Source organism: Desulfobacter sp. UBA2225, from assembly GCF_002348205.1.
GTDB classification, from domain to species: Bacteria; Desulfobacterota; Desulfobacteria; order Desulfobacterales; family Desulfobacteraceae; genus Desulfobacter; species Desulfobacter postgatei.
Genome location: NZ_DDYV01000255.1, coordinates 1 through 18,650, shown reverse-complemented (window position 1 = coordinate 18,650; position 18,650 = coordinate 1). Strand labels below are relative to the sequence as shown.

Annotated in this window: 14 protein-coding genes and 1 pseudogene; 6 read left to right on the top strand and 9 right to left on the bottom strand. The window is 45.6% G+C overall.

Annotation, left to right across the window (positions count from 1 at the left end; genetic code table 11):
• Positions 1–484, top strand: a pseudogene (locus B3D59_RS12750) (hypothetical protein); the annotation flags it as partial.
• A 534-nt stretch (positions 485–1,018) separates the two neighbouring features.
• On the opposite strand, the gene B3D59_RS12745 reads toward B3D59_RS12750, so the two are convergent.
• From B3D59_RS12745 to B3D59_RS12715, 7 genes are all read right to left on the bottom strand, one after another.
• Complete coding sequence (locus tag B3D59_RS12745; RefSeq protein ID WP_286820212.1) at positions 1,019–1,447, bottom strand: response regulator; 429 nt, start codon at positions 1,445–1,447, stop codon at positions 1,019–1,021.
• A gap of 63 nt (positions 1,448–1,510) precedes the next feature.
• The gene (locus B3D59_RS12740; protein WP_286820211.1) at positions 1,511–2,158 is read right to left on the bottom strand and encodes a sensor histidine kinase; all 648 of its coding nucleotides are present in this window, start codon (positions 2,156–2,158) and stop codon (positions 1,511–1,513) included.
• Positions 2,155–2,526: a response regulator gene (locus B3D59_RS12735; RefSeq protein ID WP_286820210.1), complete on the bottom strand. Its 372-nt coding sequence runs from the start codon at positions 2,524–2,526 to the stop codon at positions 2,155–2,157. Before B3D59_RS12735 ends, B3D59_RS12740 begins: the two co-directional genes overlap by 4 nt.
• Before the next feature lie 3 nt (positions 2,527–2,529).
• Positions 2,530–4,257 carry a sensor histidine kinase gene (locus B3D59_RS12730; RefSeq protein ID WP_286820209.1) on the bottom strand — a complete coding sequence of 576 codons (1,728 nt, stop codon included), beginning with the start codon at positions 4,255–4,257 and terminating at the stop codon, positions 2,530–2,532.
• Between the two features lie 30 nt (positions 4,258–4,287).
• Positions 4,288–5,505, bottom strand: coding sequence for a response regulator (locus B3D59_RS12725; RefSeq protein ID WP_286820208.1), 1,218 nt, complete (start codon positions 5,503–5,505; stop codon positions 4,288–4,290).
• A 12-nt stretch (positions 5,506–5,517) separates the two neighbouring features.
• Positions 5,518–7,653 carry a SulP family inorganic anion transporter gene (locus tag B3D59_RS12720; protein WP_286820207.1) on the bottom strand — a complete coding sequence of 712 codons (2,136 nt, stop codon included), beginning with the start codon at positions 7,651–7,653 and terminating at the stop codon, positions 5,518–5,520.
• Positions 7,654–7,679: 26 nt separating this feature from the next.
• On the bottom strand, positions 7,680–8,258 hold the full coding sequence (locus tag B3D59_RS12715; RefSeq protein WP_286820206.1) for a TetR/AcrR family transcriptional regulator: 579 nt from the start codon (positions 8,256–8,258) through the stop codon (positions 7,680–7,682).
• A 190-nt stretch (positions 8,259–8,448) separates the two neighbouring features.
• Between B3D59_RS12715 and argJ the strand changes: the two genes are divergently transcribed.
• Complete coding sequence (gene argJ, locus B3D59_RS12710; RefSeq protein WP_286820205.1) at positions 8,449–9,630, top strand: bifunctional glutamate N-acetyltransferase/amino-acid acetyltransferase ArgJ; 1,182 nt, start codon at positions 8,449–8,451, stop codon at positions 9,628–9,630.
• On the top strand, positions 9,611–10,342 hold the full coding sequence (locus tag B3D59_RS12705) for a pseudouridine synthase (protein ID WP_286820204.1): 732 nt from the start codon (positions 9,611–9,613) through the stop codon (positions 10,340–10,342). The genes argJ and B3D59_RS12705 overlap by 20 nt, the downstream gene beginning before the upstream one ends.
• Here the strand turns inward: B3D59_RS12705 and trpS are convergent.
• Together trpS and B3D59_RS12695 are read right to left on the bottom strand one after the other, a co-directional pair.
• Positions 10,331–11,341 (bottom strand): tryptophan--tRNA ligase, encoded by a 1,011-nt coding sequence (gene trpS / locus B3D59_RS12700; RefSeq protein ID WP_277003931.1) that lies wholly within the window; start codon positions 11,339–11,341, stop codon positions 10,331–10,333. The genes B3D59_RS12705 and trpS overlap by 12 nt on opposite strands.
• A gap of 93 nt (positions 11,342–11,434) precedes the next feature.
• Positions 11,435–14,107: a CBS domain-containing protein gene (locus tag B3D59_RS12695; protein WP_286820203.1), complete on the bottom strand. Its 2,673-nt coding sequence runs from the start codon at positions 14,105–14,107 to the stop codon at positions 11,435–11,437.
• Between the two features lie 265 nt (positions 14,108–14,372).
• On the opposite strand from B3D59_RS12695, the gene B3D59_RS12690 reads away from it, so the two are divergent.
• From B3D59_RS12690 to B3D59_RS12680, 3 genes are all read left to right on the top strand, one after another.
• Entirely contained in the window at positions 14,373–15,584 is a 1,212-nt protein-coding gene (locus tag B3D59_RS12690) for a type II secretion system F family protein (RefSeq protein ID WP_286820202.1), read from the top strand.
• Positions 15,577–16,890, top strand: coding sequence for a two-component system sensor histidine kinase NtrB (locus B3D59_RS12685; RefSeq protein WP_286820201.1), 1,314 nt, complete (start codon positions 15,577–15,579; stop codon positions 16,888–16,890). Before B3D59_RS12690 ends, B3D59_RS12685 begins: the two co-directional genes overlap by 8 nt.
• A 166-nt stretch (positions 16,891–17,056) precedes the next feature.
• Positions 17,057–18,650 (top strand): 4Fe-4S dicluster domain-containing protein (locus B3D59_RS12680; protein ID WP_286820200.1); only part of this gene is annotated, 1,594 nt, incomplete at its 3' end.

The window sequence follows — 18,650 nt, the reverse complement described above, 5'->3', positions numbered from 1 at the left end:
AACGGGAGATGAGGTAGAAAACGAACTGGTTGAGTACCTGGACCAGTTACTTGAGCAAAACAAGGATAATCCGACACTGTTCATGTTCGCAAGCAAGATACGTAAAACTACTCGTAATTACGCATCCGGCTTGTTTCACACTTATGATCTACCCGCTTTGCCGAGAACGAATAATGATCGGGAAAGTGAATTCCGCGGACTCAATCAGCGCCTATTGCGAACAACAGGGCAAAAAGGAGCTACAAAGCGTATGATCCAACGTTCTGGAGCGTGGGAATTGATTCCGCGCCCGGGAAATCTTGAGGAAACGATTAGCGCATTCTCATCTGTTGATATGGAGGTATTCCGTGAAGAGCGACAACGACTTTGCAATCACCGTAGTCGTTTCAAACTCCATACCCGTTCCGGCAAAAAAGTTCGAACGGAACTGGAAAAATTGACGGCACGCTGGCTGGAATTGCCACAGGATAATCAAAAAAGGTGAGTTTTGCGGTATTGCGATTAATGCTTTGTTCAACGTATCGGCCTTGTGTGTGCCGGGCACGGCACATGTTCTTAAAAGTGAGTCAAATGTAATGGATTTCCAAACATTTGGCAAGTCTTAGTGTATTCTGGGGACAGCTTACTCAATTCAAACAAGAAATATGCTACGGTCAAACCGTAGATGTTCAGAGTTCACGGCGACTCTGCCGCCGTAAATCGTCCATCTTCAAAAGATTTTGAGGAATTAGAGGCCCTACAATGTGTCTATTTATGAACACCCAGCTGTTGCTTGAGCGGGTGTTGACTACTTTTGTTATTGATCGCTTGGCGTGTAAAATTCGGTTGAGAAAATCGAAATGTTTGAGGATAAAACTACACGTGTCAATTTCTGTTTTTTAGGCGGATGAACACCCGAGGGTTTTCCCAGTTGATAAATCTGTAATTTTTCATCTAAAAGGGATAAAAGCGGGGTTCGATGCTTTTATCCCTTTTCTTTGTCCATTGAAAAATCGACCAACCGCTTAAGGTTTAGGACCTACCATCCACGGTTTTCTATGATTTCCTTAATTCTTGCCTCGGATTTTTTCTCCACCAGGATCATTTTTTTGGCCTGGGCCTTTTTGATTTTTTCCGTCAAGGTCGTCATGTCAGCCGGCTTTTCAAGCAAATCCATGGCACCGAGCTTCATGGCCTCTATACCTTTTTCAACCGTGGCGTGCCCGGTCAAAAGAATCACTTGAAGTTCGGGTCTTTTCTTTTTCAGGATTTTTAAGGTTTCGATACCATCCATTTCCGGCATCTGCAGATCAAGGACCACCACGTCAAAGGATTGTTCTTCAACGCTCTGCAGGCCTTCAATAGCGGAACTCGAAGTGCTCACCGTCATTCCCCGGTTCGTCATTCTTTCTGCCAGGGCTTCTGTGAACTCCTGTTCGTCATCTATAATTAAAACTTTTTCACTCATTGCCGGGGTCTCCTTTTAATTTAGTTGATATTAAAGAAGCTGTTGTCTGTTGAAATTATTTTGTTATCTGCCAAATACCAGGTCTGCCTTGGTGTACTGATCATCCAATACAAGTTTGGCCTTTAATAAGGCCAATGCCTGACTGTTTGCCTGCTGATCAAAATTAGAGGCAAACGGCTGTTCACACTGAAAGCTTAAACAAATTTGTTTATTCTCATCTTCCATAGAGAATATATTGAGAATGGCATTTGATGCAAGGGTTTCTGTTATATTTTCTAAAATTGACCAGATCAGGGATAATAAAAAGAAAAGTGATCCGTTGACATAAAGTTTGTCGGGGGCCTGGGCATGATTCACCTTAATGCCTTTATTGGCAATAATCCTGGCGCCAAGACCCAGGACAAGCCCCACCGCATCATCCAGATCTATCTGTTGTTCCGGCTTGTCCATACTGTGGGAAAATGCGTTAAGGGATTTCAAGATACCATCAGCCCGGGCGATCTGTTTTTCAATGCGCCGGATAATTCCTGAAAAACGATCGATATCGGGTGGAACGCCTTTTTGGGCCATCATAAGATGATCAGACATCAACCCTGCATTTTCGTTGATGATGGCCAGGCAGTTTTTAATATCATGGGATATGGATGCTCCCATTTGGCCGAAATAAGCCGGACCGTATTGATCTATTATTTCCTGAGCCGTGTGTTTCAACTTTTTCCTCCATCAAGCATGACCTGGTTCAGCTTTTCAATCAGATTGTCAATTTCCACAGGTTTAACAAGATAAAAAGCCTCTCCGGTCTGGGAACATCCTTCATAGTAGCATTCTTCAGACCCGTGGCCGGTCATAAAAATAAACTTGAGTTCAGGAGATATCGCCTCCATCTGTTCCTTGAGCTCAAAGCCGTTCATATCGGGCATTTGAACATCGAGAACCGCAATGTCATAGCTTTGATTAGACAGCATGGAGATGGCGTCATTGGGCGTGATGGCCCAGTGTGCGTCAATTCCTCTGTACCCAAGACGTTCTGCCAGGGTAGAGACCAGTTCCTTCTCATCATCGACCAGAAGTATCTGCATAGTTCACTCTTCTTTCTGTTTTGTTGTGGGCAGATATATTATAAATGTTGTGCCCTCATTAACCTTGCTTTCGACTTTAATCCGTCCACCTAACTCCTGGACAAGGCCATAGGTGATGGAAAGCCCTAGACCGGTGCCGCCCTGATTTGTTTTTGTGGAGAAAAACGGTTCAAAAATATGTTTAAGATTTTCAGGGGGAATACCACATCCACTATCACTTATATCAAGGCGGACAAATGGTTCGTCGGTTTTTTGTGCACTGATGGAAAGCTTCCCGTCCTGGGGCATGGCAGCAAATGCGTTGTTTACTATGTTCAAAAAAACCTGCTGCAGTTTACCCCGGTTGCCGATGACTTGGGGCAGGGTATCAGGCACATCTATATCAATAAAAATTTTTTTTAACTGCGCCTCTTTTACCAGAAAGACCAGCACTTCATCAAGAACGGATTTAAGGACTAAGGGCACGGGAGTCGTCTGGGTCTGGCGACCGAAACTGAGCAGTTGGCGTGTAATCCTGCTGCATCGCTTCACCGAACCAAGGATAACATCCACAGTTTCAAGAAGTCTTGGGTCTTGTTTCAGCTCCGGCTTGAAATGGGCCATATCCTTTATGAGCCCTGCCTTTTCATTGATAATGGCTAAAGGATTATTGATTTCATGGGCCACACCTGCGGCAAGCCGGCCGATGGAGGCCATCTTGTTTTCATATTCAGCCATATGAAAATATTTGGACCGTTTAAGGTCTAAATATTTTAAACGCCGAACAAAATAACCGGTCACAGCGCCGATCCATAAAAGAATGACGGATATGCTGATGCCCAATAACTGAATTAATGTCACCTGGCTGTGATGCCAGGGCGACATCATGACCTTTTTGGATTTTACTATCACCAGGATAAACGGCGTATCGGGTATGTGCCTGAACGCTGCGATCATCTCCTCTCCATTTTTTTCAGTAATGGTCATGGTTCGGGTTTCCTCCGTGGCAGGGGGTAAAACAATGTTTGTTTGTTCAAGCACATTCCCGAAATGGTGGGACCGTGTTTGAAGCACACCCTGGGCATTGACCAAAAATGCATCTCCGTTACCTGCTGTCTTGACTTCGGATAAAATTTCGGATAGCTGGTGCTCAATGGTGGCCCGGATAATGAAGTGCCTGTCATCCGGTGCCGTATGACGCAGGGCAATGGAAATATGGGGAACATTTCGGAACCCTAGAAATACCTCACTTACGGAAATTTCATGAGCCATGGCCTCCTTGAACCATTGCTGATCCTTGTAATTTTTCCCTGCAAGGCCGTAGGGCCCGGCATAGGCGCTTTGAACACCCGTGGCGTCAATAATGCCGATATCCGTAAACCCCTCAAAGCTTTGGTGCAAAAGATCTAAGATATTTGCCAGTTGCTGGATCTCCCCAAGCTGTTCAACGGAGTTGGACCGTACCACGTAGTTTAACGCATTTTTACGCTCATTAAGAAACGAGGAAAGAGATCGCCAGGTATTGGAGGCCAGGCGGGAAGCTCTGGCCTCAGCATCATTTTCTAAAGACCGCCGGGTCAGGTTGTAATCCAGGACGGCAAAAAAGATAACAGGAATAATGGCAAATGCGGCTGTCAGCCCAAAAGAGAGCAGCCATATTTTTTTGTAATTAAGGAATTCTCCGATAGGCAGCTTGGGGCCTGGGCCCCTGCCTTCTGCTTTTTTCTCTGTATTTTTAGTTTCCTGAGCCATAATGATGATCCTGTTCCTGCAAGATTCCGGTTATTTTTGTTTTTGCCGGATTTTTTCATTGGCAGCCTTTAAGTTCAGGCTCAACTCTTCTATGTCCACAGGCTTCTGAAGATAGGCAAAAGCCCCGAGTTTCATGCAGATCTCCCTGTCTGCCTCTGATCCATGACCTGTTAGAATAATGACTTCAATTTCGGGCCTGGATGCCTTGACCTTCTTAAGCACTTCAATCCCGTCAATACCCGGCATTTTCAAATCCAGGATCATCACATCAGGTTCGTCCGCTTCCACAAGATTTAAAGCGGATTCACCGTCATAGGCAATAGCGGAACCCATGTCACGCATCTGCAGTCTTTCGGAAAGTGTTTGTACAAATTCGCGTTCGTCATCCACCAAAAGTACTTTTGACGGGACCTGGAAATCAAATCTGCGATAAATATCGGCCTGGTAAAAACCCTTGCCGATACGGGTTTCAACCGATGATACCCCTTCAACCTGTTTTACAATATTTTTGAGCTCTTCTTCAAGTCTTCCCAAAAGAAGCACATTGGTATTGATTGTCAGGGTAACCAGGCCGTCCCGGGCGCTGACGCTAATCGTATGGCCTTCTTTGGATAATGCCACGTCCACCCGGGCTGCCAGAACAAAATCATCGACTGCTTTTCTTGATGCCTTGGTGGGCTGAATCACTTCATTTTTCAAATTTTCAAGAATCATGGCAACCGCCTCATCTTTGCTCATCTTGTCCGTGGGCAAAATCATGTCGTAAAGAGAAGCATCCCAGGGATCAATAATTTTATACAGTGTATTTGACCATGCACTGTATGATTCGTCATTTTTTGATATCAGACTGACGGCATCTTTTTCACTTAGGTTATGGGCTTTCATGGCCTGTTCAATTCGAAAGGTTTTGTCTGCAATCAGGCATATTCTTAATACGTGGCTTATGGATGCAGGGATCAAAAGGCTTGTAAACCCTTCTATCATGCGTTTATCCTCGGACATCAGTTCTGCCATGGCAAGGCGCAGGTAAGCAATGGCGCGCTCTTTTTCATGGGTGAACTTATTGAACACCGATGTTTTTTCAAGAAAAGATCGGGCAATTTTCTTTTCGGGCATTCCGGACAGCCGGCTGGCCGAAGCTACCAGATCATTGTCTGAGAGCAGTTTAAATCCGCTTTGATCAATAACATCTGAAATGATTGACGATTTGCCGCAATATGAACCGCTGAAAAATGTCAGTATAGACATGGGATGTCTCCTTTATTTAGTTGCTTGGGTTCCCAGGCAGTTTACAAGTAATGGACATTGATTTTCCTTGGTATTGTCATGAGTCTGTGGATGAACACTTGAAATCGCGGTTTCCATGGTGGGATAAATGTTGTGAACCCCGATCTCTTCAAGCAGATGGGTACGTGCAAGTACCCGGTAAACCGCATCATTGACCCCGCTTAACGATACCCCGTATCCGGCACTTCTTAATCGCTGAATAATCAGGGCCAGGGCTTCCTGGCCCGAGGCATCGATATCATTGATTCCGTTACAGGCGATAATAAAGTGTCTTAGATCGGATGAGGCCTGGATCCGGTCGTTTATTTCATCTTCAAGGTAGCTGGCATTGGCAAAAAACAGCGGGCCTTCAAAACGGATCAGTTGTATGTGCTCACAGGTGGCAAGTTCATGCACACACGAATCTTTGAGCGCCTGATCTTGGCCCCTGGAAAGAAGGCTGATTTTGGGTCGCATGCTTTTGTATAAAAATACGGCCAGGGAGAGGCCGACCCCGATATAAATCCCGCTTTCAAGATGAGGTGCCACAGCCAGGGTGACAATAAACGTAATCACGGAAATCAGACCGTCATACCACTGTGCGTGCCAGGCATGAACAAAACCGGAAACGTTCACAAGCCCGATAACCGCCATCATGATAACCGAAGCAAGGACTGCCTGGGGCAGATGGTAAAGCAATGGTGTAAAAAACAGCAGGGTGATGATAACCATAAGGCTTGTTATAACACTGGAAAGGCCTGAAACAGCGCCGGCCTGGAGGTTGACAGCACTTCTGGAAAAAGAACCGGATACCGGATAACTTTTGCCGATAGAGCCCAGGATATTGGCAAGGCCCTGACCGATAAGTTCCTGATTGGGGTCAAGCCTTTGACCGGTTTTGGCGGCCATGGCCTTGGCAATGGCAATGGCTTCCATGAAACCGAGCAGGGAGATAATAATGGCATAGGGCAAAAGCTGAAGGAATATGGGAATATTAATACCGGGCATACCAAGTTTTGGAAGCCCTTTTGGAATATCACCGACCACCGCACCGCCACCGGACAGGTTTATGGCATTAGTATCAAGGGCTTTATTACTTATCCGGATACGATATACTCTGTCATCCACTCTGGTCTCCGGCATCGGGCTCTCTTTTTTATAGAACACAATCCCTTTACCCGTATCCTCAACAGCACTGAAGTGTATCTCCCGCAGTCGGGTACGAATTTCAGACGCCTTGGCTTTGGCTGCATCTATTCTCGCGGTAAGAACTGTGGCCTGGTACTGTAAATCCAGTTTCTCAAGTGTGGAGGCATCATGCCTGCTTTCTATCTCGGATGTAAGTTTTGTACGATCGACACTTAAATCCTTAATGGACTGAATAGTGATATTAAATGATTGGATATCCTCTTGGATTTTTTCATCCATAATGTGGGTAATCGTTGCGGTTTCATTATGCTCGAACCCGGTGGTCCAGGAGATGATGGTGGTGATGGCAACCGCAGCCAGTACGAAAGGCATTTTAGGGTTCAGTCGTTTTAACCCCACCATGATGGCAATGGATAAAATCCCCATGGCAAGGGTGGGCAGATGGGTATAGTGAAAGGCACTTTCAATCACCCGTATGATGGTTTCATAATGGTGAGGCGCCTTGTCTACATATACGCCGAACAGCTTGGAGAGCTGGGACGTGCCGATAATAATTGCCGCAGCATTGGTAAAACCGTTAACAACAGGATGGGACAGAAAATTAACAATAAGGCCCAGGCGAAGAACGCCAAGCAGCAGCTGGAAAATACCAACAGTGAGAGCCAGGACAATTGCATAGGTAATAAAGGCTTCACTTCCGGCTGATGCAAAAGGTTCAAGACTTGCTGCGGTCATCAAGGAGACCACGGCTACAGGACCGGTTGCCAGCTGGCGGCTGGACCCGAACAATGAAGCTATCATGGGGGGTAGAAATGCTGCATAAAGGCCGTAATAGGCGGGTAGGCCCGCCAACTGGGCATAGGCCATGGACTGTGGAATAAGCACCAGGGCCACAGTGAGCCCGGCCAGAAAATCAATTCTGAATTTGCCCAGGGAGTAATCCTTGAACCACTCTATGAACGGCAGTATTTTAGTTAACATGTCGAATACCTTTCTAAATTAATTGTCTAAGTCTTTAGCATGCGTTTGCAGGAGCTTACCAGTTCATTGAACAGCGAATTGGCATTGTACAGATTGTACGTTTTAAACCGGACCACCCCATCCACCATGGAAAAGATAATCAAAGCGGTTTTGCGGGCGGGCAGGGGATCGATGGAACCGTCCTTTATCCCCATTTCGATACCGTCTTCATAGATGGAAACAAGACAGTCGTAAATGGCTTCCAGATATCTACGGCATTGGGGTACCACCTCTGCCATCTGGTAGGGGTAGTACCTGTGCAAAAGAAGAAACTGATTCTCCATCTTGCCGGCCAGGTATAAATGGAAGGAGACCGCACGTTCAATCATGCCCATGCCGCTGTCAAAATGCTGATTTTCCATATATGCGTCAAATTCCTCCAGGATCATTTTTTTGGTCTTTTCAAGAACCGCTAAGAATAATTTCTCCTTGGTCTTGAAATGATAGAAAATGGTCCCTTCCGCCACATTGATCATTTTTGCCAGATCAGCGGTGGAGGTTTCTTTGAATCCATTTTTGGAAAACAGCACGGTTGCAGCCTCCAGTATGGCATCTTTTTTGGACATAACACCTCTAAGCTTTTGAGTGAATACTCATTTTATTTGAGTGTATACTCAGTAACTTTTGTCATGTCAAATGGTTTTTAACAGGTTTTCTAATTTTTTTATTACTTATGTTTACAAAGGGGTTAAAACCCAATTATAATCTACGGTCAATTTTCTAAGATGGACTTAAAGAAATAAAAGGAAAATAAAAATGAAAGGGTTTAAATTTGCCGGAATTTGTGCCGGAATTAAAAAAAGCAGATCCTTGGATCTTGGCCTGATCTATTCGGAAAAACCTGCAAGTGCCGCAGCATTGTTTACACAAAACCAGGTGGTTGCAGCCCCTGTTATTCTTGGCAGAAAAATCATGGAAAAGGGCATGCTCCAGGCGATACTGGTCAATTCAGGGAATGCCAACTGTTTCACCGGTGCACAGGGAATCGCCCATGCAGAACAATGCGTTGAACTTGTGGCCAAAGCCCTTAGAATTGACCCTGAACACGTATTGGTCTCTTCTACCGGAGTGATCGGTGCGCCCTTGCCAATAGATAAAATTGAAGCAAAAATTCCACAAGCTGTGAGAAGTCTTGACTCTTGTACAATTGCAGATTTTGCCGGGGCTATTCTCACCACAGATACCTGCACCAAAATGGTGTCCCGCAATGGAAAAATCAATACATCCGGGGAGGAAAAGAGCTTTACCATTATGGGGGTTGCCAAAGGTTCAGGTATGATTCGGCCGGATATGGCCACCATGCTTTCCTATATTGTCACGGATGCTGACATTTCAAGCAGCCTGCTCAAACAGGCGCTGACCCATGCCGCATCCCGTTCCTTTAACCGGATTACAGTGGACGGGGATACCAGCACAAACGACACCCTTGTATGTATGGCCAACGGGGCAGGGCAGGCAGTGATCGACAATGATGAATCCTTTGGGGTATTCCAAGCGGTTTTAGATGAGGTCTGCTATGAGCTTGCCAAAAAGGTTGTCAAAGACGGAGAGGGTGCTACAAAAGTTGCATCCATCACGGTTAAAGGCGCATTGACCCAACAGGATGCATTTGCAGCGGCCGAAGCCATTGCCCATTCCCCCCTGACCAAAACAGCCATTTACGGCCAGGACCCAAACTGGGGGCGAATCACTGCGGCGGCCGGAAGATCCGGGGCCACAGTGGATCAAAATAAAATGGATTTGTATTTTGGTGATATCCTGCTGGTTCAAAACGGACAGTGGCAGGGTAAAGGGGCTGAAGAAAAAGCAGCAGAGATAATGAAAAAGGATGAAATCAGCATTGTCCTGGATCTCAATCTTGGAGATGGCCAAGATCATTTCCTGTTCTGTGACTTCAGTGAAAACTATGTGAAAATTAATGCAGATTATAGATCCTGAAACGGCGCAAGGCATCCGACTACAGAAAATTTTAGCCCATTGCGGGCTTTGTTCGCGTAGAAGGGCCGAGAGCCTTATCCTTGAGGGCAGGGTTTCGGTGAACGGGGTTATTGTAAAAGAACTGGGCACCCGGGCAGATCCGGTAAAGGAAAAGATCTGTCTTGACGGTAAGCAGCTTCACTATACGTCGGACAAAAACCGCGAATATACCTATCTTGCCGTAAATAAACCCAAAGGGGTAGTCACAACCTGCTCCCAGAAAAATGCAAAAGTCATCCTGGACCTTGTGCCGGTAAAAAAGAGGGTCTATCCTGTGGGGCGATTGGATAAGGATTCAGAGGGGCTTGTTTTACTGACCGATGACGGTGACTTGCATAACCGGTTATCCCATCCCTCCCATGACCATGAAAAAGAGTATCTGGTGTTTGCTGTGCGGCCTGTCAGCGACCAGGATCTGGCTGCCATGGCCGAAGGCATGGTGATAGATGGAAAAAAAACCCGGCAGGCCAAGGTCTGCAGGGTTTCTGAAAACGGATTTAAAATTGTTTTAAAACAGGGGTTAAACCGCCAGATTCGTAAAATGGTGGGCAAAACCGGCAATCAGGTGGCCATGCTCAAACGGATCCGCATGGCCAATATCCGCCTTGGTAGTTTGCCCGCCGGAAAATGGCGCTATCTCACCGAACAAGAGGTGGAAAAATTAAGACAATGATTGAATACCCACGCACTTTCTAACTTTATCCAGGAAGGGTACCGAATATTCCCTGGCCCGAGTCGCTCCTTTTTTCAGAATATCTTCGATATCTTTGGGATTGGCGATCAATTCTTCATACCGCTGTCTGGGTTCCTTTAAAATATCGTTGATGTATTCAAACAACTCCTGTTTCATGGCGCCCCAGGCAATGCCTTCTCTATATCGCCGGGCCAGGTCTTTGGTCTGCTCCTGTGTGGCGAATGCCCGGTAAATTGAAAACAACGTGCAGGTATCCGGATCTTTGGGTTCATCGGGTCCCAGGGAATTGGTCTGGATCTTCATGATCATGTTGCGCAGCCGTTTTTCCGTATCAAACAGCGGAATAAAGTTATTGTAGCTTTTGCTCATCTTGCGCCCGTCAAGGCCGGAGAGCACGGCTGCGGTTTCATCCACAACCACCTCGGGCAGCACAAACAGTTCCTTGTAGGTGTGATTGAATCTTGCGGCAATATCCCTTGTCATTTCAAGGTGCTGGACCTGATCCTTTCCAACAGGTACCTTGGCGGCATTGAACATGAGAATGTCGGCTGCCATGAGAATGGGATAGGAAAAAAGACCCATTGTAACCCCCTGGTCCGGATCTTTTCTTTCCTGCTCCTCATTTTCCTGAACAGCGGCCTTATATGCATGGGCACGGTTCATCAGCCCCTTGGCGGTCAGACAGGTTAAAATCCAGGTAAGTTCGGGAATTTCGGGAATATCAGATTGCCGGTAAAATACACAATTATTGTAATCCAACCCTAGGGCAATCCAGGCCGCTGCGATTTCAAGGGTGGATGCCTTTCGTTTTTTCGGATCATGATTTTTGATCAGAGAGTGGTAATCTGCCAGAAAATAATAGGATGTCAGGGCAGGGTTTTTGCTGGATTCAACAGCCGGACGAATAGCTCCTACATAATTGCCAAGGTGAGGCGTACCCGAGGTGGTAATACCGGTTAAATAATCTGCGTTTTTCATTTATATTCCTAAAGGGTTAATTAGTGTTATGCAAAAGCAAGGGAATTATCAGAATCCCTCTTTTTTTTCAAGTCGCTCCTTTTTCAAGCACCATCAAATTAGATTGTTTTCTATGGCATAGTGCCTGGCAAATTCAATTTCCTGTTCCATGGTATTCAATTTGCCGTCCAGCTTTTCGTCAATAATTTTATTAAGAATCGTGCTGTAAACCGGCCCCGGCTTTATACCGACGGATTTAATCTCTTTTCCCCCGATCAACGGATGAGTCTTCCGCTGGTGTGTATAAAAATGGGAAATGGCTTTGCGCACCGATTCGTTCTTAGTTAATGCCAGCATGAATAAAAGGCATTCGGTTTTAAAAGGGATCAGCCACCAGTACATTTGCTGATTTGAGACCGGATAGCTTTTCTCAATAAGCCGGATACTTTGTTCTGCCTTGATGCGTTGCTCAAGAAGCAGCTCTCTTTCCTTTAAGGGGAACATAAGCCTGTCCGCGATCTGGCTGCTTACCTTGAAGGTGTACCCGTGAAGCCACGCCATGAAGTAAACCGCCCACCTTGGATAGACATCATCTGAATACAAAAGATCATGCCATGCCAGGGTTTTACCCACGGATTCAAATAAGGCACAGCTGGCATCGGTTAATTTCAACTCATGATGAATCACCTTGTCCAGTCCGTAATCCGCCATAGTTTCCAATGCCGGCAAAGGATTGTCTTCTCCGAAAATTTGTTTGAGTTCCGAAAGCACTCGCAGTCCGCTTAAATGTTTTACGGCACCGACACTTAAGGCGTTTCCGATAAGGTTGGCGGTAACTTTTCCGATCCTGAATCCAAACCTGTTGGAGAATTTGATTGCCCTGAAAATCCGGGTGGGGTCTTCAATAAAGCTTAGATTATGGATAATCCGGATGATTTTATCTTTAATATCCCTGCCCCCCCCAAAATAGTCAATGAGCGTGCCAAAAGTCTCCGTGTTCAGGGAAATGGCAAGGGTATTGATGGTAAAATCCCTTCTGGCAAGGTCCATCTTAATAGAGGAGTTCTCCACTACGGGTAGTGCTGCGGGTGTTGCATAATATTCAAGCCGGGCAGAGGCCACGTCAACCTTAAACCCGTCCTCAAAAATGATAACGGCGGTATTGAATTTAAGGTGCTGGTGCAGTCTGCAATGATGCATTGACGCAAAATAACGGGCAAAAGTGATACCGTCTCCCTCCACCACCACATCCACATCTTCAATGGGCCGTTCCAGCATCAGGTCCCGGACAAATCCTCCAACCACAAAGACTTCTACACCCAAAGTGTCTCCGGCATTGCCAATGTCGGACAGCAGGGTGCGTACACGCTGGTTCAAATGGTTTTTTAGACGATTTCCCACGTATCTTGTCCGGGGTTTCAGGGCCGCAATATCTCGTTTCTCACTCAGGACAACCTCCCGGTTATGTTCCACCAGAAAATTTAAAAGGTCTGTGCGTGTGATAACGCCGACAATGACCCGATTTTCGATTACCGGAACGACCCGCTGCTTTAAATCAATAACTTTTTGTTCAATTTCAGCCAGATCGCAGGAGAGACCGACACTTTGGCCATCAGGTTCAAAATAGTCGACAACAGGCTGATCCCCAAGTTTATGATGTATTATTTTTTCGGCCACATGGCGGGTAATATACCCTAAGTATTCAGTTGTTTGTGAATCAAGGACAAGCAGGGTGTTGACATTATATCGAATCATTCGCTGCGTTGCTTCCAGGCACGATTGATCAGCGGTGATGGTGATGGCCGGACTGGACATTAATTTTTTTGCCACACGCACACGTCTGATCTGCTGTTCGATAAGTTCCATCAAACGCATTTCAACCTGGGGAAGGGTCTGGTTTTCCACCTTGGCGGATGCCGCATAAAAATGGCCTCCCCCGCCAAGGGAGCCCAGTATTTTACCCACATCCAGCTCATGTAGACGGTTTCGGGCAATGATATGCACCTTGGATCCCATCAGCACCAGTGCAAAAAAACAGTCTATATTTTCCATTCTGACAATTTTTTGAACAATGGAAGCAAGATCAGGAATGTAATGGGATGCTGCAATGGCGGATAGATGGATCTGGATGCCGTTGACGGCAATGGTTGTCATTTCATTGATCAATTCGTTAAGCCAGGTGACCTGTTCTGTCTTCATCTCCTTGACCACAAGGCTCGAAATGGTTGATAGGCATGCGCCGCAGGAGATCAGGAAGCCTGCCTGTTCGAAATCCGCCCGGGTTGTAGAGGCATAGGTAAAGCTGCCGGTATCCTCGTAAATGCCAAGTGCCATAACCGTGGCCTCATCACTGCTGATACTGATTTTTTTTTCACGAAGCAGTTCACACATGATGGTGGTGGTGGCCCCATATGGCTTTGACAGGTCATAAGTCCCTTTGATTTCATCAGGAAAAGAGGGATGATGATCGTAAATGTCAATGATAAGATTGGGTTTTTCCAGGAGCCGTTCAACGCCGGACAAGCGGCTTTTTTGCCGGGTATCGACGATAACAAGTCGCTGGGTGTTGGAGAAGTCAATCGTAGCAGGGTCTGCCATATTGAACAGATATCCCATGGAGTGAACGAAAAAGTCCCTGAGATTTTTCTCCTGGGAGCCGGGAAAAATAATTACACTTTCCGGATACAGCTTTTGTGCGGCAAGCATGGCGCCAATGGCATCAAAATCAGAATTCACATGGCTGGTTATGACCGTTTTGGGGGAAATTTCCTGTTTTTTTGGGGGCACCGAATAACTCCTGTTGAAATGCACTTTGCAAATTTATATAGTATATCTGTATTGAATTTACAATGTTCTGACAATCCCTGGAGTTACATCGCAAAATAATGGTCGCCACTGGACGGCCACTATTCTATATAACGGCCATGTCTTGACGGACACAACAAACAATGAAAGATGTGAGTAGTGAGTATTGAGTATTGAGAAAACAGCTTGTTTTAAATCTCACTACTCAATACTCATAATTTTCTTATAAAATTATGAAGGAATGAATATGGCAATCATTTACGAGTGGAAGGGAAAGAACCCCAAAGGCAGAAGGATCAAAGGGGAGATGGAAGCTGAAACGCCGGAACAGGTCCGGACGAGCTTGGAACGTCGCAAAATAACTCCGACAAGAGTCCGTAAAAAGCCAAAAGATATATTTGAAAACATCTCCTTTCTTGCGCCCAAGGTAAAAGAGAGTGACATCATCATTTTCGCACGACAGTTTTCAACCATGATTGATGCGGGCCTGCCCCTTCTGCAATGCTTGGATATTTTGTATTCCCAGCAGGAAAATCCCACATTTAAAAAGCAGCTTAAGCATATTAAAGAGTCTGTTGAATCCGGAGAAACCTTTGCCGATGCACTGAAAAAATATCCAAAAACTTTTAATGAGCTTTTTATCAACATGATCTCCGCAGGGGAGGCCGGCGGTATTCTTGATGTCATTTTACAGCGTTTATCAGCCTATGCCGAAAAAATGGCAAAACTCAAAAAGCAGGTCAAGGGGGCCATGACTTATCCGGCCATTACGTTGGCTGTGGCAGTTATCGTGGTTGGTGTGATCCTCGTCTTTGTTATACCGGTATTTGAAAAAATGTTTAGCGACATGGGCTCGGCGCTGCCGATCCCTACCCAGATGGTTGTGACGTTAAGCAATTTTGTGGTGGGGCATATAATATGGATAATCCTGGGAGTGATTGGTGCAGTTTTTCTCTTCAGACAAACGTATAAATCAAAAAAGGGTCGAATTTTTCTCGATGACCTGTTTTTACGTCTGCCTGTCATCGGGCTTTTGATCCGAAAGGTGGCCGTGGCAAAATTTACCCGCACCACCGCCACCATGATGTCATCCGGGGTATCCATTCTTGAAGCCCTGGATATTGTAGGTAAAACCGCCGGCAATAAAATCATTGAATTTGCCATATCTGATGTCAAGGTCGGCATTTCCGAAGGCAGGTCCATGGCAGATCCCTTACTGGAGAGCGGGGTCTTTCCATCCATGGTCTGCTCAATGATCGCAGTGGGTGAATCCACCGGAGCCTTGGATGTAATGATGACCAAAATAGCAGATTTTTATGATGATGAAGTGGATCAGGCCGTAAAAAATCTGACGGACATGATTGAGCCTTTCATGCTTGTATTTTTAGGTGTCGTGGTCGGTGGTCTTGTTATTGCCATGTACCTGCCGATTTTTTCAATGGCTGCCGCAGTTGGATAGCTCTGATTTTTTGTTCCGCAGAAGCCGGGAACTGTTCGTTCAGAGCAAGTGGGTTGTGCTGGCCAGGGCCGTATTCGCACTGGTGCTGGTGTTTTCCACCCTTTTTTTTTCAGATAGCGCTCTGCCCGGCCAAAGGGACCCATCTTTTTTGTCCCTTTACAAAATTTCCGGCACCATCCTTGGCCTGTCTTTGGTTTATTTTGTCTGGCTTTGCCAAGAAAAATACCTGTATGCGCTTGCCTATACTCAGATAATTATAGATACGTTTATCGTCACGGCCATTGTTTTTGTTACCGGCGGCTATCATAGTATTTTTACTTTTTTATATCTATTGGTCATCATCTATGCCGCCATGCTGTTGCTTGCCGGGGGTAGCTTTTTAGTGGCTTTGGCATCAAGTGTTCAATATGGTTTTCTCATTGAGCTTGAGTATCATAATATCATTGCCCCGTTGTCGGAAAATCAATCCCTTGCTCTGGTGGTGGACCAGCATCATATCCTCTACCGGATTGTGATTATTATTTCAGCCTGTTTTGCCACGGCAGCGTTAAGCGGTATTCTTTCTCTGCAGCTTAAAACAGCCAGAAAAGATCTTAAAATCGCCCAGGAGCATTTAAAACGTGTGGAAAAAATGGCGACTGTGGATGAGCTGGTGTCAGGAATTGCCCATGAGATTAAAAACCCTTTGGCCTCTTTGTCAGGGTCTATACAGATGCTAAGGCATCAAATGGCACCAACAGGGGAAAATGATAAACTGATGCAGATTATTTTACGGGAAACAGATCGCCTCAAACAGATCGTCACCGATATTCGACTGATTTCAAAACCCGCCCGGACCAATGCAGAATTGATTGATCTTTCCAAGGCAATTGATGATGTAAAAACCTTGTTTGACAATACACCGGCCTGGCATAGCAGAATCAATATTGTCACCAGGATTGAAAGGGATCTGTATGTGTATATGGATAGGGTACATCTGCAGCAGATTTTATGGAATCTGATTAAAAACGCAGCTGAATCCATTGAAGGGAAAGGAAAAATTACAATCTCCTTGTATTCGCCTAAACACAAACGCATTTATCTGACTATTCAGGATACAGGTCTGGGCATTGACAAAAAAAATGCCCCCCATATTTTTGATCCGTTTTTCACCACTAAAAGTGATGGCACAGGACTTGGGCTTTCAATTATTCACAGGATTGTGGACACCTATGACGGCATGATTGATTTTGAATCCATTCCCGGAAAAGGTACTGTTTTTACACTTATTTTTCAAAATCCCCATTTCTACTCAAGCATGTCGTGACGGACTCAAATCTCGTTGACTGAAATTATATTTTTATGATTTTTAACCTTAATTTTGCCAAATATTTGAATTGCTATAAAAAACAGGTTTGACATATTGGATTAATTACAATAAAGATAAACTTTTTTGTTTTTGCATTTTGACAATTTTAGATTGGATTGGAACAATGCTGTATACTTGGAGTTTTTTTATTGCGTTGGCAGTATTCCTCATCGGAATCATTTACAGGATCATTGGATATTTTCGGTTAAATATCGGACCGGACCGGGCTGAATTCACTACGGCAGACCGAATAAAAGCTTTTTTGTCGAGCCTGTTCGGTATCCTGGTTTCACCTGTTCAAATGTTTAATCTTTTCAAGACAGTCATTCTGAATGTAGTGTTTCAAGTGCCGCTAATGCGTCAGGATCCCCTGAAGTGGTTTATGCACATCTGTATCTACTGGGGATTTTTTGGGTTATTGTTTTTCCATGCCCTTGAAGGCTATGTCAGCGAAGTGATTTTCTCAGATTACCAATCCACCCTGACCCCGTTCCTGGCGCTTCGGAATATGGCCGGTGTAATGGTGATGGCGGGGGTGGGGATTGCCGTATATCGCAGGAAAACCAATTTTCGATTAAAACAAATCAGCAAGCACCATGATTACCTGGCAATCGTCCTGCTTGCAGTCATCATGATATCCGGTTTTGGCCTGGAAGCTGCCAAAATCATTTCTTCGGGTGTGTTTTACGACATGGTGGATGAATATGGCGCCATGGATGACGATGAAGAACTCCCGGCGCTTAAGGCCGTCTGGCAGGAAGAATTTAATGTCCATTTCCCCGGGGAGACCATCCCGGTCACCCCGGAACTTATGGAAGAAGGATGGCTGGTCAATGAAGACAATTGTGCAGCCTGCCATTCCAACCCAAGGTGGGCCTTTGTATCCTATCCTGTTTCCATTGCCATGACACCTGTTGCCGGTTTTTTCAACAGGAACCGCCTGGATTTACTATTACTGAATATCCACTTTTTAAGCTGTTTTCTGGGCTTGGCCTACCTGCCTTTCAGTAAATTCCGGCATATCCTGACAACTCCGATAAGCCTTATTATTTCAGGACTTGCAGGACAACAAATAAAACGCGATGAAAACAAAGCCACCCGCCGGGTCTTTGATCTTTCCGCCTGCATCCAGTGCGGCACCTGCACCAGCCATTGTGCCGTGGGGCCTTTATTTGAAATCTTTAATAACCAATGGGTGTTTCCTTCGGAACGTGTAATCCGCATCCGGGAGTGGGCGTGGGGCCGGGCAATGGATAAGGAATCAAGGGATGCCTTTTCCCAGGGCAGTTTTCTTTGCACCATGTGCAACAAATGTTCCCAGGTCTGTACTGCCGGAATGAACCTGCAGGATATCTGGAAGGAAACCAGAGCGCAATTGGCGGAGGAGTTTCTTCCGGATCCCGTTATCCGGATAAGGGAACTTTGCGAAAAACATCAGTCTGAAAAAGCCGGAGTGAAAACCCCTGTGGTGCTCAAACCCGGGAAAAACCCTGTGGTTCAGTCCTTGAAAAAATCCTTCCAGGCGGCTACGTTTTCAAACTGTTACACTTGCCTGACCTGTACCAACTCATGCCCGGTGGTCGGTGTTACAGGCGAAACCCGGGAGTTCGGATCAGCACCCCACCAGGTCATCCATGCCCTTGTTCTGGGGCAAGCCGAACTGGCAAAGGATGCCTCCATTGTTTGGAACTGCCTGACCTGTTATAAATGCCAGGAAA

Bases quoted from the DNA above. Each gene is read 5' to 3' on its own strand.
- B3D59_RS12730 (WP_286820209.1), bottom strand. From the start codon at position 4,257: ATGGCTCAGGAAACTAAAAATACAGAGAAAAAAGCAGAAGGCAGGGGC.
- B3D59_RS12720 (WP_286820207.1), bottom strand. From the start codon at position 7,653: ATGTTAACTAAAATACTGCCGTTCATAGAGTGGTTCAAGGATTACTCC.
- trpS (WP_277003931.1), bottom strand. From the start codon at position 11,341: ATGAAAAACGCAGATTATTTAACCGGTATTACCACCTCGGGTACGCCT.
- B3D59_RS12690 (WP_286820202.1), top strand. From the start codon at position 14,373: ATGGCAATCATTTACGAGTGGAAGGGAAAGAACCCCAAAGGCAGAAGG.
- B3D59_RS12725 (WP_286820208.1), bottom strand. From the start codon at position 5,505: ATGTCTATACTGACATTTTTCAGCGGTTCATATTGCGGCAAATCGTCA.
- B3D59_RS12705 (WP_286820204.1), top strand. From the start codon at position 9,611: ATGCAGATTATAGATCCTGAAACGGCGCAAGGCATCCGACTACAGAAA.
- B3D59_RS12735 (WP_286820210.1), bottom strand. From the start codon at position 2,526: ATGCAGATACTTCTGGTCGATGATGAGAAGGAACTGGTCTCTACCCTG.
- B3D59_RS12715 (WP_286820206.1), bottom strand. From the start codon at position 8,258: ATGTCCAAAAAAGATGCCATACTGGAGGCTGCAACCGTGCTGTTTTCC.
- argJ (WP_286820205.1), top strand. From the start codon at position 8,449: ATGAAAGGGTTTAAATTTGCCGGAATTTGTGCCGGAATTAAAAAAAGC.
- B3D59_RS12745 (WP_286820212.1), bottom strand. From the start codon at position 1,447: ATGAGTGAAAAAGTTTTAATTATAGATGACGAACAGGAGTTCACAGAA.